Origin of the sequence: Stenotrophomonas sp. MYb57 (genome assembly GCF_002966815.1) — a bacterium.
Classification (GTDB): Bacteria; Pseudomonadota; Gammaproteobacteria; order Xanthomonadales; family Xanthomonadaceae; genus Stenotrophomonas; species Stenotrophomonas indicatrix.
Genome location: NZ_CP023271.1, coordinates 1,022,454 through 1,039,629, shown reverse-complemented (window position 1 = coordinate 1,039,629; position 17,176 = coordinate 1,022,454). Strand labels below are relative to the sequence as shown.

Below are 17,176 nucleotides of genomic sequence, written 5' to 3'. Positions count from 1 at the left end.
TACAGGTGCGATCAGACGCGCTTGAAGATCAGCGTGCCGTTGGTGCCGCCGAAACCAAAACCATTCGACATCACCACGTCGACCTTGGCCTGGCGTGCTTCGTTGGGCACGTAGTCCAGGTCGCAGCCTTCGCCCGGCTGCTGCAGGTTGATGGTCGGCGGAATCACGTTGTCACGCATTGCCAGCACCGAGAAGATCGCTTCCACGCCGCCGGCAGCGCCGAGCAGGTGGCCGGTCATCGACTTGGTGGAGCTGACCATCATCTTGTAGGCGTGGTCGCCGAAGGCGGTCTTCATCGCCATGGTCTCACCGAGGTCGCCCAGCGGGGTCGAGGTGCCATGTGCGTTGAGGTAGCCGACCTGTTCCGGGGTGACACCGGCGTCCTTCATGGCCATGGTCATGCAGCGCGCAGCGCCTTCGCCGTTCTCGCTCGGCGCGGTCATGTGGTACGCGTCGGAGCTGGCGCCGAAACCGGCCAGCTCGCAATAGATCTTCGCGCCACGCGCCTTGGCGTGCTCGTACTCTTCCAGGATCAGGATGCCGGCGCCGTCGCCCAGCACGAAGCCGTCACGGTCCTTGTCCCACGGGCGCGAGGCCTGTTCCGGAGCATCGTTGCGGGTGCTCATCGCCTTCATCGCGCAGAAGCCGCCCAGCGCCGTCGGCGAGGAGCCGCGCTCTGCACCGCCGGCCACCATCACGTCCGCATCGCCGTACTGGATCATGCGCATGGCGGTGCCGATGGAATGGTTGGAGGTGGCGCACGCCGAGACCGCCGAGAACGACGGGCCCTTCAGGCCGCTGATGATGCTCAGCTGGCCCGGCAGCATGTTGATGATGGTCTTGGGCACGTAGAAGGGAGAGATCTTCTTCCCTTCGTGGAATTCGATGGTCTGCTCTTCGATGCCGAGCAGGCCGCCGATGCCAGCGCCAACGATGGCGCCGATGCGGTCGGCATTGGCGTCGGTGATCTCCAGGCCCGAATCATGCAGGGCCATGAACGCGGCACCGAGGCCGTAATGGATGAACGGGTCCATCTTCTTGGCATCCTTGCCACTGACCCGGTACTTGCCGAACAGTTCGTTGTCGGCGGTGATGTCAAAGCCTTTGACCTCACCTGCGATCTTGGTGGTGAACCGCTCCAGGTAGGCATCAGAAACGTTGGTCAGCGGACCGATGCCCGAACGACCGTGGGTGATGCCTTCCCAGCTGCTGGCCAGATCATTGCCCAACGGCGAGACCATACCCAGGCCGGTTACGACGACGCGACGCTTCATTGCTGATTCTCCTGACCCGAACGTTCTTTGCGGGTAACGCGGTTTACTTCGGTGTGGTGCGCAAACACACGGGGCCGCAAACAGCGGCCCCATGGGGTGTCGTGCGCGCCGGACTCAACGCCCGCACGCGCACTGACGTCCTGCATCAGGCCTTGACGTGGGCCGTGATGTAGGTGATCGCAGCCTGCACGGTGCTGATCTTCTCGGCTTCTTCGTCCGGGATCTCGCACTCGAATTCTTCTTCCAGCGCCATCACCAGCTCGACGGTGTCCAGCGAGTCAGCGCCCAGGTCATCGACGAACGATGCGCTGTTGGTGACTTCTTCTTCCTTGACGCCAAGCTGTTCGATGACGATTTTCTTGACGCGTTCTTCGATGGTGCTCATGGGATATCGCTCCAGATGGAGTAGTGGTTCAAAAGTGGTCGCCATCAAAGGCGATGGCCGTGGGATAGTGTAGTGGAAACCGGCGTGACCTTGCATTGCAGCAAAAATCCTCGCAGATCAACCACTTGCGGCGCGATCCCTGCGCCCCTTGCTTACGGCATGTACATGCCGCCGTTCACATGGAGAGTTTCGCCGGTGATGTAGCCGGCAGCCGGGCTGGCCAGGAAGGCCACCGCATGGGCGATGTCCTCCGGCGAACCCAGGCGTTCGAGGGCGATGTCGCCGATCAGCGCGGTACGCGCTTCTTCCGGCAGCGCCTTGGTCATGTCGGTGTCGATGAAGCCCGGCGCGACCACGTTGACGGTGACCCCGCGCGAGCCGATTTCCTTGGCCAGCGACTTGGAGAAACCGATGATGCCGGCCTTGGCGGCGGCATAGTTGGCCTGGCCGGCGTTGCCGGTCACCCCCACCACCGAGGCGATGTTGATGATGCGGCCCTTGCGCGCCTTCATCATGCCGCGCATGACGGCCTTGCTGGTACGGAACACGCTGGTCAGGTTGGTGTCGATGATCGACGCCCAATCATCTTCCTTCATGCGCATCAGCAGGTTGTCGCGGGTGATCCCGGCGTTGTTGACCAGGATCGAGATCGGGCCGAATTCCTTGGCGATACCGTCAAGCACGGCATCGAGCGCAGCGGCGTCGGTGACGTTCAGCGCGCGGCCGTGACCGCCGTGGGCAGCCAGGCGCTCGCCGATCGCGGCGGCGCCGGAATCGGTGGTGGCGGTGCCGATGACGGTGGCGCCCTGGGCGGCCAGCAGATCGGCGATGGCGGCACCAATGCCACGGCTGGCACCGGTAACCAGTGCGATTTCACCCTGCAGGGGCTTGCTCATGATGTTTTCCTCAGGCTGGGGCGGCCGCCGCACCCGCGCCGCTTGCAGCGGCCACCGGCACGGTCGGCAGGAACAGGGGCAATCAGGCCGACCACGTCTCGCGGGCGGTTTCGAAGTCGCCCGGGGTGGCCAGGGAACGGCCGTCGATGGCCTTGTCGATGCGCTTGACCAGACCGGTCAGCACCTTGCCCGGGCCGCATTCGGCGATCCGGGTGACGCCACGGGCGGCCAGCGCCTGCACGCAGCCGGTCCACTGCACGGGCTGGTACAGCTGCTGCACCAGCGCGGCGCGGATCGCGTCCACACCGTCGTGCACCTTGGCGTCGACGTTCTGCACCACCGGCAGCTGCGGCAGCTGCCAGGACAGGCCGGCCATCACTTCGGCCAGACGGTTGGCGGCTTCGCGCATCAGCGGGGTGTGCGAGGGCACGCTGACGGCCAGCTTGACCGCCTTGCGCACGCCCTTCTCGGCCAGCAGCGCCAGCGCGCGGTCGACCGCGGCAGCGTCGCCGCCGATCACGATCTGGCCCGGCGAGTTGAAGTTGGCCGGAACGACCACTTGGCTGCCGGCAGCTTCTGCGCAGACGTCCAGCACCAGCTGGTCTTCAGCGCCGAGCACGGCGGCCATGGCGCCGACACCTGCGGGAGCGGCGTCCTGCATCAGCTGGCCGCGCAGGCGCACCAGGTGCGCACCGTCGTGCAGGCTGAGGGCGCCAGCGGCGACCAGGGCGGTGTACTCACCCAGGCTGTGCCCCGCCAGAACCGACGGACGCGGACCGCCCACGGCGCTCCAGGCGCGCCACGCGCCGATGCTGGCGGCCAGCAGGGCAGGCTGGGTGTATTCGGTACGGTTGAGCATTTCCTCCGGGCCGCCCTGGGACAACGCCCACAGGTCAACGCCGGCACCATCGGATGCCTCGGTGAAGGCCTCACGCACCTGCGGGTGCAGTTCGGCCAGCTCGGCCAGCATGCCCACAGACTGCGAGCCCTGACCGGGGAAGACAAAAGCGAGGGTGGATACGGTCACGCGGTCATCCGCTTGTTGCAATCGAAGCGGGCCATGATAAGGGGGAACATGCCGTGTCGTCTGTACGTGCGCGTATGCACGGCGTATGGACAGTGCCGCGATACGGGGTCCGCCGGGCATGGCCCGGCGCTACCGGTAGCGCCGGGCCATGCCCGGCGGACCGCGATCAGCAGAGCAGCTGCAGGATGTCGAGCTCGCCGTCGGCAAACCAGTCCATGCACAGGCCGACCACCATCAGCAGGCCCAGCGTGGTGGCACCGTGGGTGATGAAGATGGAGTGGGCCAGCGCACGCGCCGAGCGCCCCAGCTTCATGCACACCCGCGCCAGGCGCTGCAGACGGCCGCTGACGGCGTGCACATGCGCGCGTACCGGTGCCTGCACCCCGTTCATCGCCTCGGCCATCATCGCCTGCAGGCTTTCGGGGCGGTCAGCGTAGTACTTGGCCACGCCGTAGCCGAACATCAGCCAGTCACGCGCCTGCGCTTCGGCCAGATCCATGACTTCCAGCGGATCTTCTTCGAAGTCGATGAAACCGACGTTCTGGCCATCCCAGGTGAGGTTGCGCGGCAACGGCTGGCCGAAATAGGCGCCACGTGCGTGTGCTTCGGCAATGGCCTGCATTGCCGCGGCCACGAGGCGATCGCGGCCTGCATCGTCGGCTTCGCGCAGGCAGGTATTGAACGAGCTGCCGTTGTCGCCGATCACTAGCGCGGCATGGCCGCTGCCGATCACCGCGGGCACGTTCACGCCCTGCGCCTGCAGTTCCGCCAGCCGGCGGGCCTCGGTTTCGCGCGCGGCGTCGCCACCGCGGTGCGGCGGCGGGCGCAGGGCATCGAGATGGAACCGGCGGGCAACAAAATTGAGCAGGCCCAGGGCCACTGCTCGGCTTCCTTCGCCGTACTGCTTCAGCCAGGCGCGCTGCCCTTCGATGACGATGGGCTCAACCATGACAGTCTCCTTTAACGCATTACGGCCCCAGAGGGGCCGTAACGACGGTTTCACGTTGTCGTAACTGGCACTATCAATAGCGCAGCAGTGCCGAACCCCACGTGAAGCCACCACCGAACGCTTCCAGCAACAACAGCTGGCCGCGCTCGACCCTGCCGGAACGAACAGCAGCATCCAGGGCCAGCGGCACCGAGGCCGACGAGGTGTTGCCATGCTTGTCGACGGTGACCACGACCTGGTCCATCGACATCTCCAGCCGCTTGGCGGTGGCTTCAATGATGCGCAGGTTGGCCTGGTGCGGAATCAGCCAGTCCAGGTCGGACTTGGTCAGGCCGTTGGCATCCAGGGTTTCGTCCACGACCGAGTCCAGCGCCTTGACGGCGTACTTGAACACGTCGTTGCCCTTCATGTTGATGGTGCCGCCACCGTTGTTGCCTTCACCGAAACCGACCGAGACGCCGACCGGATTCCACAGCAGCTCTTTCTTGCTGCCATCCGAATGCAGGTGGGTGCTGAGGATGCCGGTTTCTTCGTCGGCCTTGAGCACGACGGCGCCCGCGCCATCACCGAACAGCACGCAGGTGGTGCGGTCTTCCCAATCGACGATGCGGGTCAGGGTTTCCGTGCCGATCACCAGCACATGGCGGGCATCACCGGAGCGGATGAATTTGTCAGCCACGCTGAGCGCGAACACGAAGCCCGAACAGGCCGCGTTGACGTCGAAAGCGGGACAGCCGCTCACACCGAGCTTGGCCTGGATCAGGCACGCGGTGGAGGGAAAGATCAGATCAGGAGTGGTCGTACCGACCACGATCATGTCGAGCTGCGAAGCGTCGATACCAGCGGCTTCGATCGCACGCAGCGCGGCCTGGTAGCCGAGATCGCTGGTGGTTTCGCCTTCGGCAGCGATGTGCCGTTCACGGATACCGGTGCGCGTCTGGATCCACTCGTCCGAGGTCTCGACCATTTTTTCCAGGTCGGCGTTGGTCAGGACTTTTTCCGGCAAATAGCTACCGGTGCCCGCGATCCTCGAGTAGATCCGCTTGCTCATCATGTTTCCTGTTGCACGAGCCGCCGTTCACCGGCGTGCCCGGGAAAGAAGGCGAAGGCCGCTGCCCAGCGGGCAGCGACCTTCCGGCACATCAGTCTTCCTGGACAGCCGAAGACTTGGTCTGGATGACCTTCTTGCCGCGGTAGAAACCGTCAGCAGTGATGTGGTGACGCAGATGCACTTCGCCGGTGGTCGGGTCGGTCGACAGCTGCTTGGCGCTCAGGGCGTCATGCGAACGACGCTGGCCGCGACGGGACGGGGTAACACGGGATTTCTGGACAGCCATGGGATTGCTCCAAACTCGGTTCGTTTTGCTTCGTCGTTTCGTCGCACAGGACGCCAGCGTCCAGCACACTTTTCGCTTTCGCCGCAGCCGCCGACGACAACCGGCTGCTATTGTTTCTTCAATGCCGCCAACGCCGCGAACGGATTGGCCTTTTCAATTTCTTCTTCGGTCGGCGCCCAGTCCTTGTCGACTGCCTCACCGTACGGCGACAGGGGTACCACCGGCACCGCCAGCACCAACTCGTCCTCGACCAGGTCCAACGGACGCAGCTGGCCATCTTCCGGCACCAGCAACGGCTCGTATTCTTCCGGCAAAGACGATTCCTCGTCTTCCTCGCGGATCAGGCCAAGCCTCTGGGTCATCTTCACCGGCAACAGGAAACGCTGCATGCTGCGCTGACAGGTCAGCGGCAACGCGGTATCGATGGTCAGTTCCACATAGGATACCCGCAAGATCTCGTCGCGACCGAATTCGAGCGAGTAATTACACTCACCTTCGGTATCTGCGACAAGCCCCTGCAGGCGAGTCAATTCAGCCAGGGGAACCTGACCGTCGAAGCGCCTTCGCGCTACGACCATCCGCCAGGCATCCAGCGTTTCGGGTACGTTCGCGGACATAAGCCGCCGAATATTAAGGATCGGCAGGTCGCGTGTCAAATGACTGCCATGAAAGGCTTGCTGTGGCTGGCGGTCACGGGCCAGACTGCCGCGCCCCGCCCCCGGAATTCCCGCATGCCTGCCTTGGTCCTGGCCTCCACCTCCCGCTACCGCCGCGATCTGCTGGATCGGCTGGGCCTGCCCTTCGACTGCGCACGCCCGCAGGTGGATGAGACTCGGGAGGCCGACGAGGCGCCGCTGGCGCTGGCGGCACGCCTGGCCAGCGCGAAGGCGGCCGAGGTGGCCGCCCGCCACCCCGGTAGCTGGGTGATCGGCTCGGACCAGGTGGCGGACCTGAACGGTCAGCCGCTGGGCAAGCCGGGCACGGTCGAGGCGGCCTGCGCGCAGCTGGCGGCAATGTCCGGGCAGACGGTGCGCTTCCACACGGCCGTCAGTCTCATCCGAGACGGAGAATTACTTTCGGCAATGGATTCGACCCAGGTGCGCTTCCGCGCGCTGCAGGCGCCGGAGATCGCCCGCTACGTGGCCATCGAGCAGCCGCTGGACTGCGCCGGCAGCTTCAAGTGCGAAGGCCTGGGCATCAGCCTGTTCGAGGCCATCGACAACCAAGACCCCACGGCGCTGATCGGGCTGCCGCTGATCGCACTGTGCGGATTGCTGCGCAGGGCCGGATTCGCGGTGCCGTAACCCCGGCACGAGGCACGCTGCCTCAGCGCTTGCCCACCACGAATGGCTGCTCCTGCCACTGCTCCACGCTGCCATCGCGACCGTGCAGGCGCAGGCCCAGCCAGTGCTTTCCCGGTGCCAGCGTCGTGGTATCGAGTGTTGCGTCGAAGCCGACAGCCGGATGTTGCGGATCGGTGCTGTCCGGCCAGGCGTGGCGGATATCGAACACCCGTCCATAGGTGGCGTCGCCGATCGAACGACCATCCACCAGCACTTCAACCCGCGACAGGCCAACGCCCTCCTTGAACGCCCAGCCCTTGATCGCCAGCGTCCCGTTCACCACGTCTCCATTGGCCGGCGAGTCCAGGTAGGCCAGCGCAGGCGTCACGCACGCGCCCTGCGCGCGCTGCACCGGCAGGCGGAACAGCAGGAAGCGCTGGAATCCGTGATCGTTGCTGACCACGCGCGGTGGCGGCAGCGGCCCGACCTGTTCGCAGATGGCGTGATAGCGGGTGAGCAGATCGCGGAAACGCTGATCGCTGGGCGACAGCACCAGCAGCATCGGCACCTCGCGCGCACCTTCATGCACCTGGCCCCATTGCGCCAACTGCGCGGTGCGGCCGTGCTTGTCGTTGAGCGGATGCGGCAGCACGTCGATGTCACCCCGGCCCAACTGGAAGCCCAGTTCGGCGCCCACCTTGAAGTTGCCGGCCAGCACGCGGCTGCCTTCCGGCATCTGCTGCAGTTCTTCGCGGACCGCAGCAGCCAGCGGCTGCCAGCCGGCGAAGTTGCGCGGGTAGTACTTGTCGCCGGCCAACTGCTCGCGCAGCGATGACGAGGACGCCATCAGGTAATAGCCGAAGGCCAGCACCATGCCCAGCCCGGCCAGCCACCAGCCGGTACGCCGTAACCAGCGTGGCCAGCCGTTGAGGATCACCGGCACCGCCACCAGCAGGGCCAGGTAGCCCGGCAGCGGCCAATGGAAGCTGATGCGCTCGACGTCGGTGAAGAAGCCCAGCGCGAAGATACCCAGTGTCGATACGCCGCCGACCAGGCCGAAATAGCGCCACTGCACGCGCGCGCCGCCGCCGCTGCGGGTGCCGGCCAGTGCAGCTTTCCACATCGCGATGCAGAGTATGGGCGTCACCAGCATCGGCTGGATCACCAGGAACCACAGGCCGCGCCACTCGAACGCCCACGGATGACGCTCGACCACCTGGAACTTCAGTCCGGCATCATGATTGTCGGCATTCCAGGCCAACAGCGGCAGCCATGCCACTACGCCAACGGCCAGGGCCACCCAGACGCGCGGATCGGCCAGCATGCGCCGGCCCTGCGGCAGCGCCAGCAGGGCAATGAAGCCGACGCCGATCACACCGATGAAGCGATAGTGGCTGAGCGCACCGATCAGCAGGCCCAGCGCCAGCTTCACCGCCGAGGAAGCGTCGACGCTGCGCAGCAGGCGTGCGCCGGCGTCCAGGCACAGCACGGCTGCCAGTGCCATCGGCACATCAGGTACGGCCAGCAGGCCCAGCGTTGCCGACAACGGCATCAGCAGCGTCAAGCTGCCGGCCTGCCAACCGGCAACATTGCCGAACCAGCGCGCCGAAATGCGCGATACCAGCAGCGGCAGCAGTGCACCGATGGCCAGGAACGGCAGGCGCAGCGCAAGCACGTGCTGGCCGCCAAGCTCCACACCCAACCGGGTCAACCAGGCTGTCAGCCCCGGCAGATCCGAATAGGCCGCAGCCAGATGCTGGCCTTCCTGCCAGTAGAACGCCTCATCGACGAACAACGGCAGGCGTGCGGCCACGACCAGCTTGGCCGCTGTGACGAGCGTCCATAACCAGAGAAAAATCGTACGTGCGCGCTGTTCGCCCTGCATTGATGTATGGATAGAATCGACCGGTTACCGAACTTGAGACGACCATGACAGCTTCGTCCCCCATGCCCAGCATGCTAACCGATCAACTGCGTCAGTCCCTGCGCAATGCGCAGGACCAGGTCAACGCGCTGGTGCTGGGCAAGGTGCATGAGGTGCGGCTGGCCTTCGTGGCCCTGCTCTCTGGCGGCCATCTGCTGATCGAAGACCTGCCTGGTCTCGGCAAGACCACATTGGCCCACGCCTTGGCCAGCAGCCTGGGACTGAGCTTCCAGCGCGTGCAGTTCACCTCCGACCTGCTGCCTGCCGACGTGCTCGGTGTATCGGTGTACGACGCCGGCAGCCGTCAGTTCCAGTTCCATCCCGGGCCGGTGTTCACCCACGTGCTGCTGGCCGACGAGATCAACCGGGCGCCGCCGCGCACGCAGAGCGCCCTGCTGGAAGCGATGGCCGAGCAGCAGGTCACCCTCGACGGTCAGACACATGCCCTGCCCGATCCGTTCTTCGTGATCGCTACGCAGAACCCGGTGGATCTGTCGGGCACCTTCCCGTTGCCCGACTCGCAACTGGATCGATTCCTGCTGCGGCTGGCGATGGGCTATCCCAGCGCGCAGGCCGAGCGTGAACTGCTGCGCGGCAGCGATCGTCGCGACCTGATCGCCCGCGCGCTGCCGCAGCTGGACGACAACCAGGTCCGCACGCTGCGCGAAGCGGTCGGCCAGGTACATGTCAGCGATGCGCTGGTGGACTACGTGCAGGCTCTGCTGACCCGCAGCCGCCAGCACGCCGGCGTACGCGTGGGCTTGTCGCCGCGCGCCGGCCTGGCCCTGCTGCGTGCCGCCAGGGCACATGCGCTGCTGCTCGGCCGTGGCCACGTCGTGCCCGAAGACGTGCAGACCCTGTTCGTGGCGGTGGCGGGCCATCGCCTGGTGGGCGAAGCCGAGTCCAGCACGGGGCCGGCGCTGGCACGAGCGATCCTGCAGACCGTCGCGGTCGATTGAAGATGGCATTACATGCCCGGCGACTGCTGCAGCTGGCACGCCCGCGTACGCCCGAGTCGTTGCCGCAGCGGCTGGACCGCCGGCGCATCTATGTGCTGCCCACCCGCTTCGGCCTGTTTGTGGCCTGCCTGCTGGTCGCGATGCTGCTGGGCGCGCTGAATTACAACAACAATCCGGCCCTGTTGCTGGCGCTGCTGCTGGCCGCAGCCGCGATCGCCAGCACCATCGCCGCACACCTGCAGCTGTCGGGCGTACAGATCGATGCGATCTCCGCCGAGCCGGTGCCGGCCGGGCAACCGCTGCGCCTGCGCGTGGACCTGTCGCTGCGCGACCCGCGAGCGCGCCATGGCCTGCACCTGCAACTGGGCGACAGCGAGGTGTGGCTCGACCTGCCCGCCCACGGCCGCGGTGAAGCCGAGCTGGAAGTACCCAGCGAACGCCGTGGCTGGCTGGAACTGCCACGCATCCGCCTGTCCAGCACCCAGCCGCTTGGCCTGGTCAGGGCGTGGTCATGGGTGTGGCCTGAAGAACCCCTGCTGGTCTACCCGCTGGCCGAAGCGAAGGCACCGCCGCTGCCGCAGCAGGGCAGCGATCCGCTGCACACCCGCGCCCATGCCAACGGCGAGGAACTGCACCAGCTGCGCCCGTATCGCGCCGGGGATCCACCCCGCAGCATTGCCTGGAAACATTCGGCGCGCCGCGACACGCTGCTGGTACGCGAGTATGAAAAACCGATAGGCATCGAGGTCGTGCTGGACTGGCGCGCGCTGGCCCCCTTGGGCCAGGAGGCCCGCATCGCGCGGCTGGCACGCTGGGTGGACAGCGCCGAGCGCGAAGGCCGTCGCTACACGCTGCTGCTGCCGATGCAGCCACCGCTTGGCCCCGGCCAGGGCGCCGGCCACCACCATCTGTGCCTGCGCGCGCTGGCATTGCTTCCCCATGACTGAGCCTACCCTGCTGCTGGACCGCAACACCCGCACGTGGACGCTGGCCAGCGCCGCACTGGCCTTGTTGCCGCTGCTGCTGCAGCTGCCCACCGCATTGGCCGCGTTGATCGCCGTGGCGGCGCTCGTCACCGCAGCACTGTCACAGCGCGGCGTGCTGCCGATGCCGGTGCGGGTACTGTTGGTGCTGGGCATGCTTGCTGCCATCGTCTGGCAGATGGGGGCAGTGCGCCCCGGCCGGGATACCGGTTGCGCTCTGCTGGCGGCGATGCTGGCCATCAAGTCCAGCGAGCTGCGCACGCTGCGCGATGCACGCAGCCTGCTCGGCTTTGCCCTGTTTTCACCGTTTGCTGCCTTCCTGCTCGACCAAGGGCCGCTGACCACCGTGCTCGCCGTGCTGGCCGGCGTCAGCGCCCTGATTGCGCTGCAGCGCCTGGCGCAGGGTGAAGGCCGCAGTGCGCCGCCGCCGCTGACCACGCAGCTGCGTGGTGTCGGTCGCCTGCTGCTGATCGGCCTGCCGCTGGCGCTGGCCTGCTTCTGGCTGTTCCCGCGGTTGGCCACGCCGCTGTGGGGCATTCCCGAACGCGCCGTCGGCACACCGGGGCTGTCGGACACGATGGAGCCGGACAAGTGGCTGGACCTGATGGCCGACGACACCCCGGCCCTGCGGGCGCAGTTCTTCGGCGCGGTTCCAGCGCCGGCACAGCGCTACTGGCGCGGGCCGGTACTGACCCAGTTCGATGGGCATGTCTGGCGACGCGACCGCCGTACTGAAGGTCTGCCGCCAGCCATCGTGGAACACGGCACGGAGGGCTGGGACTATCAGATCGATTACGAACCCACCGACCGTCGCCAGCTGGTCGCGCTGGATCTCCCTACTGCCGCACCAGAGGGCAGCCGGCTGGATGCAGCCCTGAGCCTGAGCAGCGACCGCGCATTGTCCGCACTGAGCCGGTGGCGCCTGCACTCGGCTCCGCCGCAGCGCTTCGATGCCACGCTGTCGTCGTACCAGCGTCGCGCTGCGCTGCAGTTGCCCGAAGGCTTCAACCCACGCACGGCAAACCTGGCCCGACAGTGGCGGCAGGAAGCGGGAAACGATGACGACGCCGTGGTCCGTCGCGCCCTGGCGTGGATCACCGCGGACTTCTCGTACACGCTTGAAACACCGGCCGCCGGGCGTGATCCGGTCGATGCATTCCTGTTCGACTACAAGGCCGGCTACTGCCAGCATTTCAGCTCTGCCTTCGTGGTGCTGATGCGCAATGCCGGCATTCCCGCGCGGGTGGTCACCGGGTTCGCCGGCGGCACGCGCAACCCGATCGGCGACTACTGGGTGCTGCGACGGATGGACGCCCACGCCTGGGCTGAGGTGTGGCTGCCGCAACGCGGCTGGGTACGCATCGATCCGACAGCGGCAGTAGCACCCGAGCGCATCCTGGACACACTCGACGATCGCCTGCTGGCCGGGGCCGACACCGGCCTGCAGCACCGCTGGCTGCAGCTGGGCCAGGTCGGCGACTGGATGCGCAGGGGCTGGAATGAACTGGTGCTGTCGTTCGACGCGCGCCGTCAGCAGCAGTTGCTGCAACCGTTCGGGCTGGACGACCTCGGCCCTGGACAGCTGCTGGCCGGCTTCGTGATGGCCGCGTTGCTGGCGCTGGCGTGGATGGCATGGCTGCTGGCCCGTGGCGAACGCGAGCGTGACCCGCTGCTGCGCGCCTGGCACCGTCTGGGGCAGCGCTATGTGCGGCTGGGTCTGGGCCGCGAACCGCACGAACCGGCCCTGCACTGGGCCCGCCGGGTCCACGCACTGCGCCCCGACCCGGCTCTCATCACACTCAGCCAGCGTTTCGCTGATGCACGCTACGCTGGCACTTGTACCGAGCTCGCCCCATTATTGCGGGACCTGCGCAGGCATCGCCCGACTTCCGGAGCCTCCCCATGAATACCAAGTTCCTCCTCACCGCCGTGGCCGCCCTGGCCTTGTCGGCCTGCGCCACGGCCCCCAAGCCGCTGCAGGGACAGTTCAGCCTGGTTTCCCCGCGCGACTCGGTTGCCACCCAGCAGGTCGGCACGCCGGTGCGATGGGGTGGCCGGATCATCGAAACCAAGCCCGGCCAGGGCGAGACCTGTTTCCAGATCATCTCGCGCCCGCTCAACGGCAGTGGCCGCCCGAACACCACCTCTTCCGATGCCAGCGACGGCCGCTTCATCGCCTGCCGCGCCGGCTTCTACGATCCGGCCGTGTTCGAAGCCGGCCGCGACGTGACCTTCATCGGCAAGATCGATGGCTACGCCAACACCCGTATCGGCGATTACGACTACCGGCTGCCGAAGCTGTCTGCCGACGTGATCTACCTGTGGCCGGAGCAGCGCCAGGTCGATGTGGTGCCCTACCCCTACGGGCCTTGGGGCCCGGGCCCGTATGGCCCGTACTGGGGCGGTTACCGCGGCTGGGGCTGGTGGTAGTCCAGGCCCGGTACGCACGATGCACAAGGCCGCCCATCGGGCGGCCTTTTTTCATCCACGCCAGGCGTGGATCGACAGCGCACCAACAACAGTAGATCCACGCCATGCGTGGATGGCCGCCTCAACGCCCTGGTGTACCGAAGTGACCCAGCGGCGCGCCAGCCAGCAGATGCATGTGGATATGGAACACGGTCTGCCCGGCATCTTCGCGGCAGTTCATCACGATGCGGTAGCCGTCCTGCGCGAAACCTTCCCGTCGCGCGTATTCGGCGGCGGCCAGGGCCAGCTTGCCGATCAGGTGCGCCTGCGACGGCTGCAGGTCATCCAGGGTCGGAATGATCTCGTTCTTCGGAATGAACAGCACGTGCACCGGCGCCTGCGGTGCGATGTCCTTGAACGCCAGCACGTCGTCGTCTTCATAGACGATGGTGGCCGGGATCTCGCGACGGATGATCTTGCTGAAGAGGGTTTCGCTGCTCATGGTCGGCCTCGGCGGGGTGTTTTCCGCATTGTAGGCCGGTAACGCCGGGGCATGCCCGGCATCGACTCAATCGCGCACTTCGCTGCGGGTGCCGAACGCGTGCGACAGCGTGCCGCGATCGACGTACTCCAGCTCACCGCCGAGGGGCAGGCCCTGGGCCAGTCGACTCGGCCGCACTTGGCGGGCGCGCGCCAGCTGCGCGAGATAGTGCGCGGTAGCTTCGCCTTCGACGGTGGCGCTGGTGGCAATGATCAGTTCCTGCACCTCCGCCTCGGCCAGGCGCTGTTCCAGCTGCTCCAGACCCAGCTCGCGCGGGCCGATGCCATCCAGCGGCGACAGGCGCCCCTGCAGCACGAAGTAAACGCCGCGATAGCCGGTGGCGTTCTCGATCGCCAGGCGGTCAGCCGGCGATTCCACCACGCACAGCTGGCTGCGCTCGCGGCTGCCATTGGCGCAGGTCGGGCACAGCTCGGTTTCGCTGAAGTCGCGGCACTGCGCACAGTGACCGATGCGTTCAACCGCCTGCGCCAGCGTCTCGGCAAGGCGTTTGCCACCTTCGCGCTCGCGTTCGAGCAGGTGGTAAGCCATGCGCTGGGCCGTCTTCTGGCCTACGCCAGGCAACACCCGCAGTGCATCGATCAGTTGTTCAAGCAGGGGTGCGGACACGGCGGCGTGTTCTGTAGAGCCGAGCGTGCTCGACTGGAAGTTGCGGGCAATCGAGCACGCTCGACGCTACACAGTGCATGGCACCCGGCAGTGCGGGTGCCAGGCCGGACATCAGAACGGCATCTTCATGCCCGGCGGCAGCTGCATGCCGGCAGTGGCCGAACCCATCTTCGACTTCGACTCGGCGTCGATCTTGTTCGATGCGTCGTTGAAGGCGGCGGCGATCAGGTCTTCCAGCATTTCCGGATCACTGGCCAGCGACGGATCGATGCGTACCTTGCGGCACTCCTTGGCGCCGGTCAGGGTAACGCTGACCATGCCGCCACCGGCGCTGCCGGTCACTTCGATCTTGGCGATTTCTTCCTGGGCCTTCTGCAGGTTTTCCTGCATCTTCTGGGCCTGCTGCATCAGTTGGGCGATATTGCCGCGCATGTCGTCTTACTCGTCAAAAGAACGGATGGAATCGGAAACAACCCGGGCGCCGTGCTGCTGGATCAGCAGCTGGACTTCCGGGTCGTCCATGAAAATGGCCTCGGCAGCCTGCTGCCGCTCGCCACGCTGGCGGTCGGCGCGCTGGTGCAGGGTCTCGGCCGGGACCTGCTCGGTTTCCACGGTTTCGACCACGATCTTCAGCGCGTGACCAAGGGACTTTTCCAGCACCTCGCCCAACGCTGCCAGCGCGCGCTCGGAGCGCAGGTATTCAAATCCGGGCGAAAGGCCCAGTTTCAAGACCCCATGCTGGCAACTGATGAAGGCCGCATTGGCCGCAAGCTGTCGCGACGGACCGCTGAGGCCACTGTTGGCGATCAGGTCGAGCCAGTCTTCGGCACAGGCCAGGTCACTGACACTGCCTGCCGGCGAAGCTTTTTCCTTTGCCGCAACCGGCGCCGGGGCGATGTCGATACCCTCGGCACGGAACGAACGCTCCGGCGCGGCAACAGCCTCTGCAACCGGCGGTGAAGCCGGCGCCGGCGGCTCGTGCCACGGCGCGACCATGGCCGCGTCGGGCGTTGCCATCTCGGCCGCCAGCGCTTCATCGCGCGCGCCAGCCGCGTCGGTCGCCCACGGCGGCAGGTCGTCTGCCTCGGCAGGTGCCTTGGGCGTGGCCGCCTCGGGAGCCAACTGCGCCTTCATCGGCAGCGGTGACCCGGGTTCCTTGATCGGAGCAGGTTCAGGTTCAGGGGTCGGATCTGGTTCCGGGGTCGGCTCGGATTCCGGCTCGGGTTCGCGCTGTGGCGCCGGGTTCGGCGTCTGCGCGGTCGCCTCCGCCAACACGGGTGCCGCAATTGCCTGGGTGACCGCTGCGGCTTCTGGTGCCGCAGCAGCGGCCGGTGCAGCTCCTTCGTGGCTGCCAGCAAGGCCGCCCCCGGTCTGGCCCGTACCGGCCGGTGCGCTGCCACCGGAGGATTCCGGAGTACGCGGCACCGACGGCACGGCAGCCGCAGGGCGGAACGCCAACATGCGCAGCACGGCCATTTCAAAGCCGGCGCGCGGGCTGGGCGCCAATGGCAGATCGCGACGACCATTCAGGGCCATTTGATACCAGAGCTGGACCACTTCCGGGCGCAGGCGTTCAGCAAACACGCTGGCATCCAGTCCCTCGGCAGCGGCGGACGCGCCCGGCACCAGTTGCTGCACCTGGATGCGGTGCAGGCCCTCGGCCAGCGCATCGAGCACCCCGCTCCAGTCCGGCGAAAACTCGGCCAGCGCCGCCACCACCTGCAGCAGGCGCGGGCCATCGCCCTCGGCCAGGGCATCGAGCATGGCCGCCACCTGGGTGCGGTCGACCGTGCCCAGCATGGTGCGCACCACATCCTCACGCAGCGCACCGCCGGCATAGGCAATGGCCTGGTCGAGCAGCGACAGGCCATCACGCAGGCTGCCGTCGGCGGCCTTGGCCAGCTGCACGATAGCGGTCGGATCCGACTCGATCTCCTCGGCGGCGAGAATGCGGGTCATCTGCCCCTGGATCTGGTCTTCATCCAGGCGTTTGAGGTTGAACTGCAGGCAGCGGCTGAGCACGGTGACCGGCAGCTTCTGCGGGTCGGTGGTGGCCAGCAGGAACTTCACATGTTCCGGCGGTTCTTCCAGCGTCTTCAGAAGCGCATTGAACGCGGCCTTGGACAGCATGTGCACTTCGTCGATCAGGTACACCTTGTACTTGCCACGCGAGGGCATGTACTGGGCGTTCTCGATCACCTCGCGCACATCGTCCACGCCGGTATTGGACGCAGCATCGATTTCCAGCAGGTCGATGTAGCGACCGGCGTCGATGTCCAGGCAGGCCGCACACTGGCCGCAGGGATCGGCACTGGTGCCCTGCTCGCAGTTCAGCGACTTGGCGAAGATGCGCGCGATCGTGGTCTTGCCCACGCCGCGGGTACCGGTGAACAGGAACGCATGGTGGACCCGGCCGCTGTCGAGCGCATTGCTGAGCGCACGGACCACGTGTTCCTGGCCCACCAGCTCGGCAAAACGCTTCGGACGCCACTTGCGGGCAAGGACGAGATAGGACATCAGGCCACCGTCTTCCATCGGATGTTCCATTGTGCCACGCCTGTCCAGCCCTCTCGCCCTGCAAA

18 protein-coding genes are annotated in these 17,176 nt (G+C 66.6%); 5 read left to right on the top strand and 13 right to left on the bottom strand.

Features of this window, described 5'->3' with window-relative positions:
- Nucleotides 1–11: 11 nt before the first annotated feature.
- The 8 genes from fabF to CLM74_RS04700 all read right to left on the bottom strand — a co-directional run bounded on the left by fabF (nt 12) and on the right by CLM74_RS04700 (nt 6,485).
- Entirely contained in the window at nt 12–1,274 is a 1,263-nt protein-coding gene (gene fabF / locus CLM74_RS04735) for a beta-ketoacyl-ACP synthase II (protein WP_025874076.1), read from the bottom strand.
- Nucleotides 1,275–1,419: 145 nt separating this feature from the next.
- Complete coding sequence (gene acpP, locus CLM74_RS04730; RefSeq protein ID WP_025874077.1) at nt 1,420–1,659, bottom strand: acyl carrier protein; 240 nt, start codon at nt 1,657–1,659, stop codon at nt 1,420–1,422.
- Nucleotides 1,660–1,811: 152 nt separating this feature from the next.
- Nucleotides 1,812–2,555 (bottom strand): 3-oxoacyl-ACP reductase FabG, encoded by a 744-nt coding sequence (fabG, locus tag CLM74_RS04725; protein WP_025874078.1) that lies wholly within the window; start codon nt 2,553–2,555, stop codon nt 1,812–1,814.
- An 82-nt stretch (nt 2,556–2,637) separates the two neighbouring features.
- Nucleotides 2,638–3,582, bottom strand: a complete 945-nt coding sequence (fabD, locus tag CLM74_RS04720; RefSeq protein ID WP_105163530.1) for an ACP S-malonyltransferase — start codon at nt 3,580–3,582, stop codon at nt 2,638–2,640.
- A gap of 166 nt (nt 3,583–3,748) precedes the next feature.
- Nucleotides 3,749–4,531 carry a hypothetical protein gene (locus tag CLM74_RS04715; protein WP_032977357.1) on the bottom strand — a complete coding sequence of 261 codons (783 nt, stop codon included), beginning with the start codon at nt 4,529–4,531 and terminating at the stop codon, nt 3,749–3,751.
- A gap of 73 nt (nt 4,532–4,604) precedes the next feature.
- Entirely contained in the window at nt 4,605–5,582 is a 978-nt protein-coding gene (locus CLM74_RS04710) for a beta-ketoacyl-ACP synthase III (RefSeq protein ID WP_025879387.1), read from the bottom strand.
- Between the two features lie 91 nt (nt 5,583–5,673).
- Nucleotides 5,674–5,868 (bottom strand): 50S ribosomal protein L32, encoded by a 195-nt coding sequence (rpmF, locus tag CLM74_RS04705; RefSeq protein ID WP_025879386.1) that lies wholly within the window; start codon nt 5,866–5,868, stop codon nt 5,674–5,676.
- 107 nt (nt 5,869–5,975) lie between these two features.
- On the bottom strand, nt 5,976–6,485 hold the full coding sequence (locus CLM74_RS04700; RefSeq protein ID WP_025879385.1) for a YceD family protein: 510 nt from the start codon (nt 6,483–6,485) through the stop codon (nt 5,976–5,978).
- Nucleotides 6,486–6,599: 114 nt separating this feature from the next.
- On the opposite strand from CLM74_RS04700, the gene CLM74_RS04695 reads away from it, so the two are divergent.
- Nucleotides 6,600–7,172, top strand: coding sequence for a Maf family nucleotide pyrophosphatase (locus CLM74_RS04695; RefSeq protein ID WP_105163529.1), 573 nt, complete (start codon nt 6,600–6,602; stop codon nt 7,170–7,172).
- Nucleotides 7,173–7,194: 22 nt separating this feature from the next.
- On the opposite strand, the gene CLM74_RS04690 is transcribed toward CLM74_RS04695, so the two are convergent.
- Nucleotides 7,195–9,036: a glycosyltransferase family 39 protein gene (locus tag CLM74_RS04690; protein WP_105163528.1), complete on the bottom strand. Its 1,842-nt coding sequence runs from the start codon at nt 9,034–9,036 to the stop codon at nt 7,195–7,197.
- Nucleotides 9,037–9,080: 44 nt separating this feature from the next.
- On the opposite strand from CLM74_RS04690, the gene CLM74_RS04685 reads away from it, so the two are divergent.
- Genes CLM74_RS04685 through CLM74_RS04670 form a run of 4 tightly spaced genes read left to right on the top strand, consistent with a single transcriptional unit; the run spans nt 9,081 to nt 13,447 of the window.
- On the top strand, nt 9,081–10,034 hold the full coding sequence (locus CLM74_RS04685) for an AAA family ATPase (protein ID WP_059063237.1): 954 nt from the start codon (nt 9,081–9,083) through the stop codon (nt 10,032–10,034).
- 2 nt (nt 10,035–10,036) lie between these two features.
- The gene (locus tag CLM74_RS04680) at nt 10,037–10,981 is read left to right on the top strand and encodes a DUF58 domain-containing protein (RefSeq protein ID WP_105163527.1); all 945 of its coding nucleotides are present in this window, start codon (nt 10,037–10,039) and stop codon (nt 10,979–10,981) included.
- Nucleotides 10,974–12,923 carry a DUF3488 and transglutaminase-like domain-containing protein gene (locus tag CLM74_RS04675; protein ID WP_105163526.1) on the top strand — a complete coding sequence of 650 codons (1,950 nt, stop codon included), beginning with the start codon at nt 10,974–10,976 and terminating at the stop codon, nt 12,921–12,923. Before CLM74_RS04680 ends, CLM74_RS04675 begins: the two co-directional genes overlap by 8 nt.
- Nucleotides 12,920–13,447 carry a Slp family lipoprotein gene (locus CLM74_RS04670; protein WP_025879379.1) on the top strand — a complete coding sequence of 176 codons (528 nt, stop codon included), beginning with the start codon at nt 12,920–12,922 and terminating at the stop codon, nt 13,445–13,447. Before CLM74_RS04675 ends, CLM74_RS04670 begins: the two co-directional genes overlap by 4 nt.
- Before the next feature lie 121 nt (nt 13,448–13,568).
- Here the strand turns inward: CLM74_RS04670 and CLM74_RS04665 are convergent, their stop codons facing one another.
- The 4 genes from CLM74_RS04665 to dnaX all read right to left on the bottom strand — a co-directional run bounded on the left by CLM74_RS04665 (nt 13,569) and on the right by dnaX (nt 17,129).
- Nucleotides 13,569–13,928, bottom strand: coding sequence for a histidine triad nucleotide-binding protein (locus CLM74_RS04665; RefSeq protein WP_032977365.1), 360 nt, complete (start codon nt 13,926–13,928; stop codon nt 13,569–13,571).
- Between the two features lie 66 nt (nt 13,929–13,994).
- Nucleotides 13,995–14,594: a recombination mediator RecR gene (gene recR / locus CLM74_RS04660; protein ID WP_025879377.1), complete on the bottom strand. Its 600-nt coding sequence runs from the start codon at nt 14,592–14,594 to the stop codon at nt 13,995–13,997.
- A gap of 111 nt (nt 14,595–14,705) precedes the next feature.
- The gene (locus CLM74_RS04655) at nt 14,706–15,026 is read right to left on the bottom strand and encodes a YbaB/EbfC family nucleoid-associated protein (RefSeq protein ID WP_025879376.1); all 321 of its coding nucleotides are present in this window, start codon (nt 15,024–15,026) and stop codon (nt 14,706–14,708) included.
- Between the two features lie 6 nt (nt 15,027–15,032).
- On the bottom strand, nt 15,033–17,129 hold the full coding sequence (dnaX, locus tag CLM74_RS04650) for a DNA polymerase III subunit gamma/tau (protein ID WP_105163525.1): 2,097 nt from the start codon (nt 17,127–17,129) through the stop codon (nt 15,033–15,035).
- Between the last annotated feature and the right edge of the window lie 47 nt (nt 17,130–17,176).